Origin of the sequence: Rhodanobacter sp. Root480 (assembly GCF_001426645.1) — a bacterium.
Classification (GTDB): Bacteria; Pseudomonadota; Gammaproteobacteria; order Xanthomonadales; family Rhodanobacteraceae; genus Rhodanobacter; species Rhodanobacter ginsenosidimutans.
On the sequence record NZ_LMEX01000003.1, the window covers coordinates 294,755 to 311,908 of the forward strand.

Genomic DNA, 17,154 nt, shown 5'->3' on the forward strand with positions numbered 1-17,154 from the left:
AGGACGATTGACGCGATGGGGTTATCGGCAAACGGCCCGAATGAAGGCCGGCGTGGGCTTCAGACAATGCGCACGCCGCGCGGATTGAGCTTGGGGTCGCGCCAGAAGGCGTCGTTCTCGAAGCGGCGGAACAGGTCCGGCGGCAAGATGGTGTTGCGTTCGATCGCGGCCACCCGGGGCCGCACGGTATGCAATCCCGGCGTGCCGGCACGCTGGTCGAACTCCGTCGCGTCGTAGTCGACGTGGTCGGTGTCGTGCGCGAAGGCCGGCTCGCCGAGAAATTCGTAGATGGCCTTGAGAGCCCTGGCCGGATCGGTGGTGAGGGTTTCGTATTGCACCAGCAGCAGCCGGTCGGCGTGCTCGCTGTAGAACGCGCCCTTCAGCGCGTCGTAGGCATAGCCCAGCAGACCGTCGGTGCCGGCCACGCCGTTGGCGCGGGTGTAGACGGTGCCGCCGGGGGAGTAGTTGAAGATGGACGATGGGCTGAACGCGTTGCGCTGGATGACCCGCTCGATGCTGTCGATGATCCACGGCACGTGGCGCACGCAAGCGATCACTTTCGCGTCGGGAAACAGTTGCGCCATCGCTCCTATCCGCGCACACCAGGCGCGGCTGGTGTCGACGATCACCTCGGCGCCGCAGTCGGCGTAATAGTTGTCGAACAAGCCCCGCACGACGCGTTGGCGCTGAGCGTCATCGATGAACAGGGAGAACTCGTTGCGCCCGCTCATCTCGGCCAGCAACGCGCCGACCATGCCGGCCAGCGGCCCGCTCATGCCGGCGTGGAAGCGCGGATTTTGCCGCAGCAATGCCGCCAGCAAGGTCGAGCCGGAACGCGGCAACCCGGAAATAAAGTGAATACGCGCCAAGAGCCTGCCCCCTGTTCCCGCCGGCACTTGACGTTGACGGTGGATAACGAAACCTCGTGATCGTCATCACGGTAGCCGGACGGCTCGCGTTTGTGTAGCCCAGGGAACGACGCGGCCATAACCTGCCACGGCAGCTTCCGTTGGCAATGCCGAAGCGGCGGCCATCGTCACGTATGCCGCTGGTTGGCGTTCTTCGCGGACTCCGGGTACAGGCGGCGGGGCGTCCTGCCGCAGACGCAACCGGTCGAGCCAGCGGCGTTGGCAGACCGATGATGTGCGCGATGGTGCCCTGCGCGCCGGAATCGATCAGTTCGACCAGCAGGTGGTGCCGGCGTTATTGCACCGGGCCGCTGTTCTCGACGATCAGGGCCGGGCTCAGGCCAATGCCCATGTTGTTTCCCGGCGAAAACACGCTTTGTGCCGATCTTTCGGCCAATGGTTGGGATCGGCTACCGCTCGGCAGGTGTACGGAGCGGTTGTGACGACGGCGCTGGGTCGGGTCAGCTGGCTTGCGCAAACGCATCGCGGGTCAGGTTCTCCGGCGCGTCGTCCGTGCACACCACGTCGTCCTCGATGCGGATGCCGCCGTAGGGTTTGAAGGCTTCTACCTTGTTCCAGTCAATGTCCTTCGACACCGGTTTATCGCGCAGTTCGGCCAGCAGCATGTCGATGAAATACAGGCCAGGTTCGATGGTCACCACCATGCCCGGCTCCAGCGTGCGGGTCATGCGCAGGTAAGGATGGCCGGCGGGGCGGGCGATGGTGCCGCCGCGTTCGCCCTGCTGGAAACCGGCCACGTCGTGCACTTGCAGGCCGATCGAATGGCCCAGGCCGTGGGGGAAAAACGCGCTGCTGACGCCGGACTCCACCGCGCTTTCCGCGTTCATGCGGATGACGCCGTGCTCGCGCAGCACGCCGGCCAGCACGTGGTGGGCGTGGATGTGGAGGTCGGGGTAGCTCTGGCCGGCGCGCACCATCGACACGAAGCCCTGCTGGGCCGCGTCGACGCTGTCGATCAGGGCTTGGAATTCGCCGGCGTCCGCGGCGGCGTAGGTGCGCGTGATGTCGCTGGCATAACCCGCGGCGCTGGCGCCGGCATCGATCAGCAGCGAGCGGCTGGACGGCGGCGGTGTGCGGTCGAACCTGCTGTAGTGCAAAACGGCGCCGTGCTCGTTGAGGCCCACGATGCTGGCGTACGGCAGCTCCGCCTCGATCTGGCGGGCGGCGTCGAGATACGCCATGTGGACGTCGAACTCGCTGGCGCCCGCGCGGAAGGCATCGCCAGCGGCGCGATGGGCGCGGGTGCCGATGCGACTGGCTTCGCGCATCAGCGCCAGTTCGTACGGCGTCTTGAAGCTGCGATGCCAGTGCAGATAATCGAACACGGTGGCGGGGTTGTTTACCTCCACGCCCTCGACCGGGCCGGGCGCGATCACCGCGCGGTTGCCGGCGGGCAGGGCAGCCAGCGCCTCGGCCGCGTTGCGCACGATCACGATCTCGAAATGCTCGACCCAGTAGCCCTGCGGCGCCTGTGGCACCACGTGCCAGTAATCGCGCGGCTGCAGGAACACCAGCTTCGGCTTGCTGCCGGGCGAGTGGATGATCCAGCTGCCCGGCGCGTCGGTCAGCGGCAGCCAGTGCTTGAAATGCGGATTGACGGCGAACGGGAAATCCTGGTCATCCAGGAATTTTTCCGTAGGCATGCCGGCGGCGATCAGCAGATGGTCGAAACCGCCCAGCGCCAGTGCCTTGTCGGCGCGTTCGCGCAAGGTGGCCAGGTGTTGGGGGTACAGGGCGGCGAGCTGATCGTGCATGGTTTTTCCCTTCGTCGAGGCGGCCGCAGCGGGGCGGCGCGAAGGGTTTCATCACGGCGTCGCGCGGGTACGGCCGCGATAAGCGGTGGCCCGATGATGCGACGGCGGCGGGTGGCCGGCCAGTGAAGAAGGTCAGGCTTGCGCCAGCCAGCGGTCCAGGTGGCCGGCGTCGGCATCGCTGATTGCCACGATGCGATAGCCGGCCCAGATCTGCCCCGGGCTGGCGGCGGCGGCCTGCCATTGTTCCTGGATACCCACTTCGATCGGCTGCGATGGTTGCAGGCCGGGCTGCGCCGGCAGGGTCAGGCTGACCTGGTACAGGGCCTCGTTGCGCGGTGCCTTGGAGCTGATGAGCATCATGCCGCCCACCGACAGGTTGCCCAGGTGGCCCAGCGGTTGGCCGCTGATCACGTCGGTCACCACGGCGGTGAAGTTGATCGGCTTGCGCTCGCTGCGGCGCTGGTTGGCGGGGTTGTCGGGTGAATTCATGGGCGACGGTATCCCTGCGCCACGGCGCTCGGGGTGGTGGATTGGCGCAAGGCGCCGGTCAGGCCGTGCCAGGCACGGTCGAGCAGGCTTTCGCGCGGCGTGGGCATTTCGCGCGCGCGGCCGCGGGCAATGTCATGGGCCAGTTGCGCCAGGGTCATTTCCTCGCCGCGCTGGCCGCGCCGGGTCACCATCAGGCAGCGGCCGGACATGGGCGAGTACCAGCTGAGTTTGCGTCGGGTGATCTGGCCGGTGGCGGCGTCCTCGAACTCGAACCAGCTGCCGAACGGCATCCGGCGCAGTCGCAGCTGGATCTCGCGCTCGTGCGCGTCGACGGGTGGCTGGACCTGCGTGGCGGGTTCGGGCTGATCGGATTGCTCGCCCAGCCGCTGGTGATGCTTCAGGCGCATGGCGAGGTCGGTGGCGCTGGGCAGGTCCACCGCGGGGGCGGCGCTGTCGATGCCCAGCAGGCGCTGGGCGACCTGTTCGGCCTCCTCCGCATGCATGCCGATCTGCTGCAGGCCGGTTTCCACGTCCTGGCGCAGCTGTTGCCGGTCGGTCGTCGGCACCCGGCCCAGCAACTGGTCGGTGACCTGCAGCTGCGCCGCGAAGGCCTCGCTGTCCTCGCCATGGCGAAGCAGGGTCAGCGCCAGCACGTCGGACCAGGCGCGATCCAGCAGCGCACGCAGCAGGCCACGCGGCGGTGACTGTGCGAAGCGTTCGGCCATCAGTTCGGTGGCGCGCTGGCGGGCCTGGTCGAGCCGCTCGCGACCTTGCGCGGCTTCCAGATGACGATGTTCGGCTGCCTGCGCCTTGCGGCTGAGCACTTCGACATGGCGCTTGATGTCGGCCAGCAGGCTGGCATACAAGTCCGCGCTGGGCGGCTCCTGCCGGGCACGTGAGACCAGCTGTTCCAGCTTGGCCGCCAGCGGCCGGTTGCTTTCCTCGTCGCCGCCGTCGAACCAGTCGTTGGCGGTGGTGGTGACGGTATCCAGCAACTGCCGCGCGGGGTGTTCGGGCCGTTCGAAGAAATCGTGGTCGGTCATCGCCACCCGCAGCAGCGGCAGCTGCAGGCCGCCGAGCAGTGCCTTGGCATTGCCGTTGCGCTGCAATTGCTCGCCGAGCTGCTCGAACAGCATCGCCACCAGCTCCACCGTGTCGCCCTGCTCGCTGCTCAGCTCGGTGCGCGGCGCGTCGGCAGGCTTGCCGCTGTTGAGATGGACCAGAAGCTCGTCGCGCAGCCGCTGCGCGCTGCGCAACTCGCGGCTGGCGTGATCGGTGACGGCGACCAGGTGCGCCTGCAACGCGGCGAGTGCGGTTTGAAGTTCTTCCGGGCTGGCGGCGCGACCGGCGGGTTGGCCGCTACCAGTGCCGTCGGTGCTGCGCTGCTGCGACAGCAGGTCGCGCAGCGATTCGAGCACCGCGATCGGCTCGTGCGCCGCCGGGGCATTTCGCGTGGCAGCTGCTGGCGCAGCGTCGGGCGTGGGTACGGCATGCGGCCGGCTGGTGACGTGGCGCGGCAGCTGCGTGCCGCGCAAGCGCGGCAGGATGCCGTCGTCCAGCAGCCGCGCGTTCACCGCGGCCAGCAGCGGCCCCAGCGTGCGCAGCACCGACTGGTCGAAACAATGCAGCAAGGTCTGCTGCTGCGTCAGCGGCAGGGCGAGCGAGCCGCTGACGTGGTGGAACGCGTGGATAAGCGCGCGCGGGCCGTTCGGCAGCGCTTCGCCTTCCAGCGGCGGGGCGGCCACCAGCACGCCGAGACGGTAGCCAAGCTCATGCAGCACGGTGCCGTGGCGCGCCTCGGCGCGGGCCGACAACTGCTCCAGCGTCATGCTCAGCTCGTGTTCGACCGGGTCGAGCAATTCGAGCTGGCCCCAGGTGCCCAGATGATTTGTCGGCGCCGGCGTGTGGTGGCCGATGCGGTCGAACGAGACCACCAGCCGGTTGGCGAAACGCTGGCCCAGGGCCGCGCGATCCTGCTGCACCCGCTGGCGGGTGGCGAAATATTCCTGTTGCTCGCTGGCTTGGTGCGCTTTCTCGGCGCGCATGAAGACGTGCTGGTCGAACGCGGCCAGGCTTCGTTGCAGGGGCTGGTGCAGCTCGGCCACGCAGCGGGCGCAGATATCTTCCAGCAAACGCTGGGCCCGGGCCGGCCAGCGGCCGCGACTGGTATCTGGCGCTGGGTCGGACACAAGTGAACCGCGTCGAAGCTGCTCCGCGTCCATGGCAGATCCCGTCGTTTTCCGGAACGACGAGTTTATGCCGGTTGTCGTGGGCGTGTCATGCTGTTTCAGCGGCAGCGTGGCGCGTGCCACGGGCGCCGTGGCAGCAGCCATCACGGTTGCTGCGGGGCGTCGGTCATGGCGCGCCAGGCGGGTGGTAGCAACGGTGGTTTCCGGGCGGCGCAGGGCCGTACCTCGCCGGTGACCAGTTTTTGCGCCAGTTGCGGCAAGGTGATGTTTTCCCATGGCTGGCCACGCCGGTTGAGCAGCAGGCAACGCCCGCCATGCGGGGCGTACCAGGCGAGCTTGCGCGCGCGGATGGGCGCGCTTTGGGTGGCGGCGAATTCGAACCAGTCCCCCGCGGGTTTCTGCCGCAACTGCTGCAGCGCCTCGCGCACGCGCGGATCGGTTTCGTCGTCGCCGCGATTGCCTGTCGCGTCCGCCGCCGGCGTGTCACCGAGGCGATGTTTCAACCGCATCGCCAGGCTGGTGGTGCTGGGGCCGCGCGAGGCCGGGTCGGCGTCGCTGGCGAACAGCCACTGGGCCAGCTCCGCGCTTTCTTCCACCGGCATGCCGATCTGCTGCAGGCCGGTTTCCAGCCCGTGACGCAGGGCGTGCTGGTTGCTGACGGGGCGTTTGCCGCAGAGCTGGTCGGTGATGAGCAGCCGGCTGGAAAACGCCTCGCCCTGTTCGCCGTGGCGCAACAGGGTCAGCGCCAGCACGTCGGTCCAGGCACGGTCGATCAGCCCGCGCAGGCCACCTTCCGGGCGGCTGGGGTCCTTGCGTTCGGCCATCAGCTGCGCCGCGCGCTGGCGTGCCTGCTCCAGCCGGTCGTGCCCTTGCATCGCCTCCACATGACGCCGCTCGGCCAGCTGCGATTTGCGCTGCAGTTGCGCCAGATAGGCATCGAGCTGGCCCTGCAACGCGGTGTAGAGCGCGGCGGTGGGCGGCTCCCAGATGGCGCGATCCACCAGTTGGTGCAGTGAGCTGATGACACCGCGATCGGCCTCGCTGTCGCTGTCCTCGATCCAGTCGCGCGCCGCGTCGGCAAACGTGCCCAATAGCGACTGCGCCGGATGCCCCGCCTCGAAGAAACCCGGGTCGGCGAGCGCCAGGCGCAGCAGCGGCAGTTGCAGATCGCCGAGCAGGGCGCGGGCCTTTCCGGCCGGGCGCATGGCGCCGGCCAGCGACTGCAACAGCCGCGCCACCAGCTCCAGGATGTCGTCCTGCTCGTCGCCAAGGCGCACGTTGGCAGCATCGGCAAACGATGGCGCCTTGCTGGCACCGGCCACGTTGAGGCAACCAAGCAGCGCACGGCGCAGTTGCGTCGCGCTGGCGGGCGCGCCGCCGGCATGGCCGGGGATCAGGCTGGGGCGCTGTTGCAGCGCGGTCAGCGCGGCGCGCAATTCCTCTTCCGTGGCTACCAGGCCGGCATCGTTGCGAGTCGGGCTGGCGAGCCGGCGACGGATCAACGGTTCGCGCAGCAGGTCCAGTGCGCTGGCCGCCGTGGTTTTGCCCGGTGGCGTGGCGGGTGCTGGCGTTATCGCGGCTTCCAGCGACAAGGGCGGTTGCTTGCGCACCGGTGTGCGCGCCATGGGAAACGCGCGCAGGCGCGGCAGGAGGCCTTCGGCGAGCAGGTGGCGATTGATGATTTCATACAGCCCGGCCAGCCCTGGCACCAGGGTGCTTTCCAGGCTTTGCAACAGCAGCACGTCGTGCTCGCTGGGCAGGTTGAGCGCGGCGCTGGCGTCGCGGAACGCGGCCGCCATGGCTTGCGGCCCCAGCGGCAGCCGTTCGCCTTCCAGCGGTGGTGCCGCCACCAGCACGGCCAGGCGATAGCTCAGCTCCACCAGCAGCGGGCCGTTGCGTGCCTCGTTGCGCGCCACCAGCTGATCCAGCGCGGCGGTCAGTTCGTGCTCGACCGCATCGAGCAGGCTCAGCGTGAGTCCCGGCTTCTTCGCGGTGGGTGGCGTGGCGGTGCCGATCTGCGCAAACGCACGGTCGATGCTGGCCACGAAACGCTCTTCGAAAACCTGCCGTCCCTGCAGCAGGGTTTGCCGCGTGGCCAGGTAGCGCTGTTGATCCACGTGGCTGCGCGTGCGGTCGGACTTGTCGTGCAGGCGGCGGTCGAAATCGCCCAGGCACGCGCGCAGCGGCTCGTGCAGCCAGGTGGCGCAGAGGCCGCGCACTTCATCCACCAGTCGTTGTGTGCGCGCCGGCCAACCAGGCTTTTCAGGGGACGGCGCGTCTTCGGTGAGCTCGATCTTCAAAGTGATCCCGGACAACGCGATAGGCCGAGTCTATGCCCGATGCGGTGACGTAACCATGAGCGTTTTGTCACTGCCACTCAAGCCAGGAAACTGGCGATCACGTCGTTGAGAAAGCGCTGGCCCAGTGCGGTGGTGCGCAATTGCTGCGGGTCGGGGTGCAGCCAGCCGCGCTGTTGCGCGTCGTTCAGCGAGGTGGCGATCGTGGTCAATGACAAGCCGGTGCGCTCGCCGAAATCCTGCAGCGGCACGCCATCGATCAGTCGCAACGCGTTCAACATGTATTCGAACGGCAGCTCGCCGGCCGTGACGATCTGGTCGCCGCCGATCCGCGCGGCCGTGCCCGCGGCGTCCATGTAGGCGCGCGGGTTGCGCGATTTCCAACGCCGCCGTACCTGCCCGCTGGCGGCGTTGCTGAGCTTGCCGTGGGCGCCGGCGCCGATGCCCAGGTAGTCGCCGAAGCGCCAGTAGTTGAGGTTGTGCGCGCAGCGACGACCTGGCTGGGCGTAGGCGGAGATTTCGTATTGGCCGTAACCCGCGGCGGCCAGGCGCGCCTCGCACGCCTCCTGCATGGCCCAGGCGTGGTCGTCATCGGGCAGCGGCGGCGGGTTGGCGGCGAACACGGTGTTCGGTTCCAGCGTCAGCTGGTAGTGCGAGATATGCGTGGGCTGCAGCGCCACGGCGCGATCCACGTCGGCCAGCGCGCCCTCCAGCATCTGCTGGGGCAGGGCATACATCAGGTCGAGATTGATGTTGGCGTAGCCGGCGTCCTGTGCCGATTTCACCGCACGCTCGGCTTCCGCGGCCGAATGGATGCGGCCCAGTCGGCGCAGCTTGTCGTCGTCGAAGCTCTGCACGCCGAACGAGATGCGGTTGACGCCAGCCTTCAGGTAGCCGTCGAAACGGCCGTGCTCGACCGTGCCGGGGTTGGTCTCCAGCGTGATCTCGGCATCCGCCGCCAGCGGCAGCCGTTCGCGGACGCCGTCGAGCAGGCGTTCGATCAGTTCGGGCGAAAACAGGCTGGGCGTGCCGCCGCCGAAAAAGATGCTGACCACCGGCCGCCCGGCCAGCGCCGCGCCGAAATCCACGCGGTCGGCGTCCAGATCGGCCAGCAGGTGATCGATGTACTCGGCGTACGGCGGCGGCGTGTTGCGCAGGCCGTGCGAGTTGAAGTCGCAATACGGGCACTTCTTCACACACCACGGCATGTGGATGTACAGCGACAGCGGTGGCGCGATCAGGCTCATGTCAGCTCGGCCAGCCGCGCCTGCAGTTTGGCCATGGCCTGGCCGCGGTGGCTGAGACGGTTTTTCAGCGCGGGGTCGAGTTCCGCGGCACTTTGGGTCTGGCCATCGGGCAGGAACAGCGGGTCGTAGCCGAAGCCTCCCGGCCCGCGTGGCGCATCCAGCACGTGGCCGTGCCAGCGGCCTTCGACGATCAGCGGCGTGGGGTCGGTGGCGTGGCGCAGCAACACCAGTGCGCACATGAAGAAGGCGCGGCGTTGATCGGGCGGCATGCCGTCCAGCGTCCGCAGCAGCTTCGCGTTGTTGGCGGCGCTGTCGCCGTGGCCGCCGGCGTAGCGGGCCGAGTACAGACCGGGCGCACCTTTGAGGGCTTCCACGCACAGGCCCGAGTCGTCGGCCAGCGCGGGCAGGCCACTGAGCTGCGACGCGTGGCGCGCCTTGAGCAAGGCGTTTTCCACGAAGGTGAGGCCGGTTTCCTCGACATCGTCGATGCCCAGGCTGGCCTGGGTGACCACCTCGCAGCCGCTGTCGGCGAACAGCGCGTTGAACTCGCGTAGTTTGCCGGGGTTGCTGCTGGCAAGGACGATGCGGTGCATGGGTGGGTTCCTGGGGTGCCGGGGTGGAGTCGTTTTTTTGAGGGTTATGGTGACCGCAGACGGCCCTCTCCCCCGGCCCCTCTCCCGCAAGCGTGAGAGGGGAGTTATCGCGCTAGCGCGCGACCGCGTTATTTGATTGAAGCGAGCGCAGCACGCTGCGCTGCGACCAGTTCACCGATGCCTTTTTCGGCCAGCGCCAGCATCGCGTCCATTTCGTCGCGGCGGAACGCATGGCCTTCGGCAGTGCCCTGGATCTCGATGAAACCGCCGCCGTCGTTCATCACCACGTTCATGTCGGTGTCGCAGTTCGAATCCTCGGCGTAGTCCAGATCCAGCACCGGCGTGCCTTTGTAGATGCCGACGGAAACGGCGGCGATAGCGCCCACGATCGGGTTGCGCTTCAGGTTTTCGCGCTTCATCAGCACGGCGACGGCATCGGACAGCGCCACGTAGGCGCCGGTGATGGCGGCGGTGCGGGTGCCGCCATCGGCCTGCAGCACGTCGCAATCGAGCGTGATCACGCGTTCGCCCAGCGCCTGGCGGTTGACACAGGCGCGCAGGCTGCGGCCGATCAGACGCTGGATTTCCATGGTGCGGCCGCCCTGGCCGCCGCGCGCGGCTTCGCGCTGCATGCGGGTGTTGGTGGCGCGCGGCAGCATGCCGTATTCGGCGGTGATCCAGCCCTCGCCCTTGCCGCGCAGCCATGCCGGCGCGCGGTCCTCGATGCTGGCGGTGCACAGCACGCGGGTGTCGCCGAAGCTCACCAGCACCGAGCCTTCGGCGTGGCGGGTGTAGTGGCGTTCGATGGTGACCGTGCGCAGCTGGTCGCTGGCGCGGCCGCTGGGGCGGGTAGGGGCATTCATGGGGATTCCTTCGCGTCGCTTGGCCGGATTGGGCAAGGCGGGACCGGAGAGTTTACCATTGCGTCCTTTACCCACGCCCGGAAACACCGAATGATCCGCAGCATGACGGCCTACGCCAGTGCCGAAACCACCGGCCCCGCGGGCACGCTCAGCTGTGAGCTGCGCACGGTCAATCACCGTTACCTGGAATTGAGCCCGCGCCTGCCGGACGACTTGCGCAGCTTCGAGTCGCAACTGCGCGAGCGGGTGGCGGCGAAGCTGTCGCGCGGCAAGCTGGATCTCACCGTGCGCCGCACCGGCAGCGATGCGCGCAGCGAGTCGCTGCAGATCAACAATGCGCTGCTGACCCGGTTGTCCGAACTGAACCTGGACATGGCCGCGCTGTTCCCCGGCTTGCAGGTGCAGTTCACCGAGTTGCTGCGCTTCCCCGGTGTGATGCAGCAGGCCGAGAACGATCCCGAGGCGCAGCAGGCGGCGCTGTTCGACGTGCTCGACCGCGCGCTGGATGCGCTCACCGCCACCCGCGAGCGCGAGGGCGCGAAGCTGGGCGAGATCCTCGGCGAAAAGCTCGATGCGATCGAACGCGTGGTGGCCGACGTGCGCGGCTGGATGCCGCAGATTCGCGCCGGGTTGCGCACCCGTCTGGAAACGCGGCTGGCCGACCTGAAGCAACCGGTCGAGCCGGGCCGGCTGGAACAGGAGCTGGTGCTGCAGATCACCCGCATCGATGTGGACGAGGAACTGGACCGGCTCAGCACGCATATCGGCGAGACGCGCCGCGTGCTGGGCTTGAAAGAGCCGGTCGGGCGCCGACTGGATTTCCTGATGCAGGAGTTCAACCGCGAGGCGAATACGCTGGGTTCGAAGTCGGTCGATGCGCGCAGCACCAATGCGGCGGTGGAGCTGAAGGTGCTGATCGAGCAGATGCGCGAGCAGGTGCAGAACATTGAATGAGCAAGGCATGCCGGTTTCTGCCATGCAGGCGCGGTTGATGGTTCGCCGCGAGCACCGGGCCCTGTCCCCAGCCCTCTCCCCGTGGGGGAGAGGGAGCGAACGTGCTGCGCATCGTTATGAATATTGAAGCGGGCACCCTGTTTGTCGTTGCGGCGCCTTCGGGCGCGGGCAAGTCCAGCCTGGTCAATGCGCTGCTGGAGCGTGAGCCGACGATTTCGTTGTCGATCTCGCACACCACGCGGCCGCCGCGCGTCGGCGAGTTGTACGGTCGGCACTATTACTTTGTCGAGCGAGACGCGTTCGAGAAGCAGGTCGCCGAAGGCATTTTCCTTGAGCACGCCGAAGTGCACGGCAACCTCTACGGCACGTCGGGCACCACGGTGCAGGCGCTGCTGGCACAGGGGCGCGATGTGTTGCTGGAAATCGACTGGCAGGGCGCACAGCAGATCCGTCGCAGCAAGCCCGATTGCGTCAGCGTGTTCATCCTGCCGCCGTCGCGGGCGGAACTTGAGCGGCGCCTGCGCGGTCGTGGTTCGGACAGTGCTGCGGTGATCGAGCGGCGGCTGCGCAATTCGCGCGAGGAAATCGGCCATGCGCACGAGTTCGATTTCATCCTGATTAACGATGTCTTCAATGACGCCCTGGACGACCTGCAGGCCATCGTGCGTGCGGTGCGCCAGCGCAGTGCGTTGCAGTGGCGCCGCCACGAAACGCTGATTGCGGAGTTGCTTGCTTCGTAGCCGTTCGCTGCTGGGGGCCGCAGGATCCACGGGCGCCGCTTGCATGGCGTTGTGGATGTGCTTCCATTACCTTGTTTCCTTTTCCGGCCGATGCATCCATGACCCAACCTGTTCGCCCGCCAGCTGACGACGGCACCCTGGTCAGGATCCGCGGGCTGACCACGGTGCTCAACGGCAAGACCATCTTCGACGCGCTGGACATGGACATCCCGCGCGGCAAGGTCACCGCGATCATGGGCCCCAGCGGCACCGGCAAGACCACCTTGCTCAAGCACATCACCGGGCAGATGCACGCCGACGCCGGCAGCATCCATGTCGATGGCCGCAACGTGGCCGGCTTGTCGCGCGAAGATCTGTACAAGCTGCGCGAGGGCGTGGGTTACCTGTTCCAGAACTCCGCATTGCTGACCGACTTCGACGTATTCGAGAACGTGGCGTTCCCGCTGCGCCAGCACACGAAATTGCCGGAGGTGCTGATTCGCAATCTGGTGCTGATGAAACTGCAGGCGGTGGGCTTGCGTGGCGCGGCGCGACTGATGCCGAACGAACTTTCCGGCGGTATGGCGCGACGGGTGGCGCTGGCGCGGGCGATCGTGTTCGACCCGCAACTGATCCTGTACGACGAGCCGTTCGTGGGCCTCGATCCGGTGGCGCTGAACCAGGTATTGAAATTGATCCGCACCTTGAACAAGACCCTGGGCATCACCAGCGTGCTGGTGTCGCACGAACTGGCCGCGGTGCAGCAGATCGCCGATCACGTGATGCTGCTGTCCAACGGCAAGGTGGTGGCGCAGGGTGACCCGAAGACGATCGCCGACGACGGCTCGCCGTGGACGCGGCAGTTCTTCGGCGGCGAGGCGGACGGGCCGATTCCGTTCCGCTACCCCGCTGGCGACTACGCGACCGAGCTGGGCTTTGCCGGAGCGCCGAAATGAGCGCGCGCGAGCCGGTGCGCAACAACGTGGTGACCCAGTCGCTGGCGCAGATCGGCCTTTGCGGCCTGTTCCTGCTGACCCTGCTGGCGGCGATCCCGCGCAGCTTCCGCTACTTGCGCGAGACCACGCGCCAGCTGTGGTTCGTCGGCGCGATGAGCCTGACCATCATCATGGTCTGCGGCCTGTTCGTGGGCATGGTGTTGATGCTGCAGCTGTACCACGTGCTGTCGATTTTCGGCGGTACCTCGGCCAGCGGCATGGTGGTGGCGCTGTCGGTGTACCGCGAGCTTGGGCCGGTGGTCACCGCGCTGCTGTTCGCCGGCCGCGCCGGCACCGCGATCACCGCCGAGATCGGCCTGATGCGCGCCACCGACCAGATTTCCGCGATGGAGATGATGGCGGTGGACCCGATCGCCTACGTCGCCACGCCGCGCTTCCTGGCCGGGCTGATCGCGATGCCGCTGCTGTGCTGCGTGTTCTGCGCGATGGCGGTGTTCGGCGGCCACCTGGTCGGCGTGACCTGGCTGGGCATCGACAACGGCACGTTCTGGTCGAACATGACCGCGGTGGTCGACGTGCGCACCGACATCGTCAACGGCGTGCTGCTGAAAAGCCTGGCTTTCGGCGCGGTGGTGTCGTTGATCGCGGTGTTCCAGGGCTTCACCACGCCGCCGACCAGCGAGGGCGTGGCGTATGCCACCACGCGCACCGTGGTCGCTTCGTCCATCGCGATCCTGGCGCTGGATTTCGTGCTTACCGCCTTCCTGATGTGACTGCCATGACTTATCGTTTTCCGAGGATTCTGCCGTGAGCCAACCGAGAAGTTCCTATGCCGTCGGCACCGGCCTGTTCATCGTGCTCGGCTTTGCGGCGCTGGCCTACCTGGCCACGCAGACCAGCTCGGTGGCCAACGTCCGCCAGGGCGACAGCTACACGCTGCAGACGCAGTTCACCAACATCGGCCAGCTGAAAGAGCGCGCCCCGGTGAAGATCGCCGGCGTGCGGGTGGGCCAGGTGCAGTCGATCACCCTGAAGCCCGACCACGACGTGGCCGACGTGACGCTTTCGATCGACAAGCACTACGACCACATCCCGCAGGATTCGGTGGCCACCATCTTCACCAGCGGCCTGCTCGGCGACCAGTACGTGGGCATCGAGTACGGCAGCGCCAAGCAGGTCGTGGCCGATGGCGGCTCGCTGGCGCGGACCAAGTCCACCCAGCCGCTGGAAGAGATGCTGGGCAAGTTCTTCGGCGCCGGCGGCGTCGTCGACAACGTGGGCGGCAGCTACACGGTGAAGGCGAACTTCACCAACGTCGGCACGCTGTCCGCCGGTGCGCCGGTGAAGATGGCCGGCGTGGTGATCGGTAGCGTGCAATCGGTGAACGCCGACCCGGTGCAGTTGAACGCCCGCGTGGTGTTGGCGATCGACAAGCGCTACGACGCGATTCCGGACGATTCGGCCGCCGCGGTATTCACCAGCGGTTTGATCGGTACCCAGTATGTTGCGATCCAGCCCGGCGGCTCGCCCGACACGCTCAAGGATGGGGACGAGATGATCCTGACCCAGTCCGCGATGCAACTGGAGGACCTGATCGGGAAGTTCCTGGTGAATGGCTCCAGCGACAAGAAGCCAGCCAGCGAAAAGTGATCCCGTCTCCCCGCCTGCCGATCCGGCCGGCCCCCACCAAGGAAACCCCATGTTGCGCAAACTGGCTCTAGCCACTGCCATCACCTTCGGTGTCGTCGTCACCGCGCCGGCCTTTGCCCAGGACGCCTCGGCGGCGGCCGCTACCCAGCAGACCCCGGTGCAGGTCGTGCAGACGATCGCCGATCAGTTGGCCAGCGCCATCGAAGGCCACCGCGACGAGCTGAAGCAGAACCAGGAAAAACTCATCAGCGTCATCGATGAAGTCTTCCTGCCGCACTTCGACCTGGACTACGCATCGATCCTGGTGCTGGGCCGGCACGCGAGGGAAGCGACGCCGCAGCAGCGCGAGCGCTTCGCCAAGGCGTTCTACAACTCGATCACCCATCGCTACGCCGAAGGCCTGCTGAACTACACCCGCGGCCGGGTCAAGGTGCTGCCGTTCAACGGCTCGCTCAACGACAAGCGCACCGTGGTGCGCACGCAGGTGGTGCTGGATGACGGCAAGCTGGTGTCGATCGACTACGCGTTCCGCAAGGGCCGCAGTGGCGACTGGAAAGCGTATGACGTGATCATCGAGGGCATTTCCTACGTCACCAATTACCGCAACCAGGTCGATGCGGAAATCCGCAAGGTCGGCATCAACCAGTTGATCAGCAACCTGGAAAGCCAGGGCGAGAAGGCGCTGGACACGATGGCCAAGGACAACAAGGACGCCTCGTGACCGAGCCGGCTGCGCCAGCGTTTCGAGTCGCCACGACGGAGCCGGGTACGCTGGGCGTGAGCGGTGTGCTGAGCTTCAGCACCGCCGCGGCGGCGATGCAGGCCATCAGCGCGGCCTTGGCTGCCGGCAGCTTCGACCGGCTCGACCTGGGCGAGGTGCAGCGCAGTGACAGTGCGGGCCTGGCGTGCGTGCTGGCGGTTGCGGCCTTGCCCGGCAAAACGTTGCGCGTCGTGCGCATGCCGCCGGGCATGCAGGCGCTGGCGACGGTATGCGAGGTGGATCGGTTGATCGCCTGATTGGCGATGCGCAGAGACTGAAACGACAAAGGGGCCGCAAGGCCCCTTTGTCGTTTTGCAGTGGCGCCAGTTACTGCTGCGTGGCCTGCTTCGGGTTCGCTTTTTCCCACTGATGCTGCTGGTCGAGCAATTCCTCGGGGTCGAAATTGTCGTCGTCCAGGCCCTGCATCTGCTGGATGACCGCAGCGGGCGGGCTGCCGTCGTAGATCCGGTACAGGCGTTGCTGGCGGTAGGCGTCACGCATGAAAACGTAGGGGTCGTAGGCCGACTTCAGGAAATTTTCCGCGTCGATCGCGCGCGAGCGCAGCGTGATCAGGTAGATCGCCTGTGGCAGGTACTGCAGCCCGTTGTAGTGGTGGTTGTCGGCGTACAGGCTCAGCGGATCGAAGAAATAGCTGTCCACCGGCATGCGCCACATGTCACGCACCGTCGACGGCCCCAGCAGCGGCAACACCAGGTAATCGCCATCGGGCAAACCCCAGCGTGCCAGCGTCACACCAAAATCGTTGTCTTCCAGCGGAATGCCGAACTTGCTGGCCGGGTCCAGGAAACCGCCCATGCCCAGGGTCAGGTTGACCAGGAACCGGCCGGTGCTCTGCAGCGCCTGCTTCGGGCGCGCCTGCAACAAGTCGTTGGCCACCGTGATCGGCATGCGGATATTGGTGAAGAAATCGCTCACCGAGCGGCGCACGGGCGGGTTGGTGATCTTGCGGTAGCCCGCGGCGACCGGACGGATCACGGCCTGGTCCACCGCATCGTTGAACTGGTAGGCCTTGCGGTTGTACTTTTCCAGCGGATCGTCGGTACGTGGCTTGGCAATCGTGCAGCCGGCCAGCAACGCCATGGCAATCAGCGTCGCAAACCAGCGCAATCGAGGGGATTGAAGCAGGGAAGGCATGAGGGAGCCTGGGCTCACGGGGTAAGAGAGCGCATAAGTGTACTGCAGAGTCTTGTATTTTGCTCGGTTTTCCGGACGGCGGTGCGCCGGGTCGCGCTCGGCGACAGCGCCCGACAGGATACATGGTGCGCGCATTGCCAGTCACGCCCGTGCTGCCCTACACTGTCCGGTCAGATAAGTCATTTTTTTCTCTAAGGATTTAGCAATGGCACGCATTACCGTGGAAGACTGCCTTGAGGTAGTCGACAACCGATTCGAGCTGGTGTTGATGGCGACCAAGCGCGCCCGTCAGCTGGAAAAGGGCGCCGAACCGGCGGTCAACCCCGGTCACGACAAGCCGACCGTGCTGGCGCTGCGCGAGATCGCCGACCGCCGCATCGACCAGGCCACGATCGACGAAATCGACAAGAGCGAGCGCGAGCGCGCCGAGCGCGAAGCGCTGGAATGGGCCGCGGCCGAGGTGGACGACGACCTTTCCAAGGGCGGGGAAGACTGATGATCCTCGGTGGCCATCACGCGAACGCAACCTGCCGGACCAGCATCGCTGGTTCGCTGAAGGCCGCGCGCCGCATGGCCACCGACATGGCCTCGCGCCCGTG

Annotated in this window: 17 protein-coding genes; 8 read left to right on the top strand and 9 right to left on the bottom strand. The window is 67.0% G+C overall.

Features of this window, described 5'->3' with window-relative positions; translation table 11 throughout:
* Positions 1–59: 59 nt before the first annotated feature.
* The 8 genes from ASD22_RS14055 to rph all read right to left on the bottom strand — a co-directional run bounded on the left by ASD22_RS14055 (position 60) and on the right by rph (position 10,361).
* Positions 60–869 carry a sulfotransferase gene (locus tag ASD22_RS14055; protein ID WP_056084901.1) on the bottom strand — a complete coding sequence of 270 codons (810 nt, stop codon included), beginning with the start codon at positions 867–869 and terminating at the stop codon, positions 60–62.
* A gap of 500 nt (positions 870–1,369) precedes the next feature.
* Positions 1,370–2,683: a Xaa-Pro dipeptidase gene (pepQ, locus tag ASD22_RS14060; RefSeq protein WP_056084902.1), complete on the bottom strand. Its 1,314-nt coding sequence runs from the start codon at positions 2,681–2,683 to the stop codon at positions 1,370–1,372.
* A 132-nt stretch (positions 2,684–2,815) separates the two neighbouring features.
* Complete coding sequence (locus ASD22_RS14065) at positions 2,816–3,172, bottom strand: PilZ domain-containing protein (protein ID WP_056084904.1); 357 nt, start codon at positions 3,170–3,172, stop codon at positions 2,816–2,818.
* On the bottom strand, positions 3,169–5,361 hold the full coding sequence (locus ASD22_RS14070) for a DUF1631 family protein (RefSeq protein WP_235577650.1): 2,193 nt from the start codon (positions 5,359–5,361) through the stop codon (positions 3,169–3,171). The genes ASD22_RS14065 and ASD22_RS14070 overlap by 4 nt, the downstream gene beginning before the upstream one ends.
* A gap of 143 nt (positions 5,362–5,504) precedes the next feature.
* Positions 5,505–7,661, bottom strand: a complete 2,157-nt coding sequence (locus ASD22_RS14075) for a DUF1631 family protein (RefSeq protein ID WP_056084908.1) — start codon at positions 7,659–7,661, stop codon at positions 5,505–5,507.
* 77 nt (positions 7,662–7,738) lie between these two features.
* The gene (gene hemW / locus ASD22_RS14080) at positions 7,739–8,905 is read right to left on the bottom strand and encodes a radical SAM family heme chaperone HemW (RefSeq protein WP_056084910.1); all 1,167 of its coding nucleotides are present in this window, start codon (positions 8,903–8,905) and stop codon (positions 7,739–7,741) included.
* On the bottom strand, positions 8,902–9,498 hold the full coding sequence (gene rdgB / locus ASD22_RS14085) for an RdgB/HAM1 family non-canonical purine NTP pyrophosphatase (RefSeq protein WP_056084913.1): 597 nt from the start codon (positions 9,496–9,498) through the stop codon (positions 8,902–8,904). The genes hemW and rdgB overlap by 4 nt, the downstream gene beginning before the upstream one ends.
* A gap of 128 nt (positions 9,499–9,626) precedes the next feature.
* On the bottom strand, positions 9,627–10,361 hold the full coding sequence (gene rph, locus ASD22_RS14090) for a ribonuclease PH (protein ID WP_056084917.1): 735 nt from the start codon (positions 10,359–10,361) through the stop codon (positions 9,627–9,629).
* A 90-nt stretch (positions 10,362–10,451) separates the two neighbouring features.
* Between rph and ASD22_RS14095 the strand changes: the two genes are divergently transcribed.
* From ASD22_RS14095 to ASD22_RS14125, 7 genes are all read left to right on the top strand, one after another.
* Positions 10,452–11,315 (top strand): YicC/YloC family endoribonuclease, encoded by an 864-nt coding sequence (locus ASD22_RS14095; protein WP_056084920.1) that lies wholly within the window; start codon positions 10,452–10,454, stop codon positions 11,313–11,315.
* Positions 11,316–11,431: 116 nt separating this feature from the next.
* The gene (gmk, locus tag ASD22_RS14100) at positions 11,432–12,055 is read left to right on the top strand and encodes a guanylate kinase (RefSeq protein WP_056084924.1); all 624 of its coding nucleotides are present in this window, start codon (positions 11,432–11,434) and stop codon (positions 12,053–12,055) included.
* Positions 12,056–12,153: 98 nt separating this feature from the next.
* Positions 12,154–12,990: an ABC transporter ATP-binding protein gene (locus ASD22_RS14105; protein WP_056084926.1), complete on the top strand. Its 837-nt coding sequence runs from the start codon at positions 12,154–12,156 to the stop codon at positions 12,988–12,990.
* Positions 12,987–13,763: a lipid asymmetry maintenance ABC transporter permease subunit MlaE gene (gene mlaE, locus ASD22_RS14110; protein WP_056084929.1), complete on the top strand. Its 777-nt coding sequence runs from the start codon at positions 12,987–12,989 to the stop codon at positions 13,761–13,763. Before ASD22_RS14105 ends, mlaE begins: the two co-directional genes overlap by 4 nt.
* 34 nt (positions 13,764–13,797) lie before the next feature.
* Positions 13,798–14,640: an outer membrane lipid asymmetry maintenance protein MlaD gene (gene mlaD, locus ASD22_RS14115; RefSeq protein WP_056084932.1), complete on the top strand. Its 843-nt coding sequence runs from the start codon at positions 13,798–13,800 to the stop codon at positions 14,638–14,640.
* 49 nt (positions 14,641–14,689) lie between these two features.
* Positions 14,690–15,361, top strand: a complete 672-nt coding sequence (locus ASD22_RS14120) for an ABC transporter substrate-binding protein (RefSeq protein WP_056084935.1) — start codon at positions 14,690–14,692, stop codon at positions 15,359–15,361.
* A complete protein-coding gene (locus ASD22_RS14125; protein WP_056084938.1) occupies positions 15,358–15,657 on the top strand; it encodes an STAS domain-containing protein in 300 nt (99 codons plus the stop codon). The genes ASD22_RS14120 and ASD22_RS14125 overlap by 4 nt, the downstream gene beginning before the upstream one ends.
* A 70-nt stretch (positions 15,658–15,727) precedes the next feature.
* Here ASD22_RS14125 and ASD22_RS14130 read toward each other — a convergent pair whose 3' ends face one another.
* Complete coding sequence (locus ASD22_RS14130) at positions 15,728–16,555, bottom strand: VacJ family lipoprotein (RefSeq protein ID WP_056084940.1); 828 nt, start codon at positions 16,553–16,555, stop codon at positions 15,728–15,730.
* Between the two features lie 205 nt (positions 16,556–16,760).
* Here ASD22_RS14130 and rpoZ point away from each other — a divergent pair, with 205 nt between their 5' ends.
* Positions 16,761–17,051 (top strand): DNA-directed RNA polymerase subunit omega, encoded by a 291-nt coding sequence (rpoZ, locus tag ASD22_RS14135; protein WP_007081172.1) that lies wholly within the window; start codon positions 16,761–16,763, stop codon positions 17,049–17,051.
* Positions 17,052–17,154: the final 103 nt, after the last annotated feature.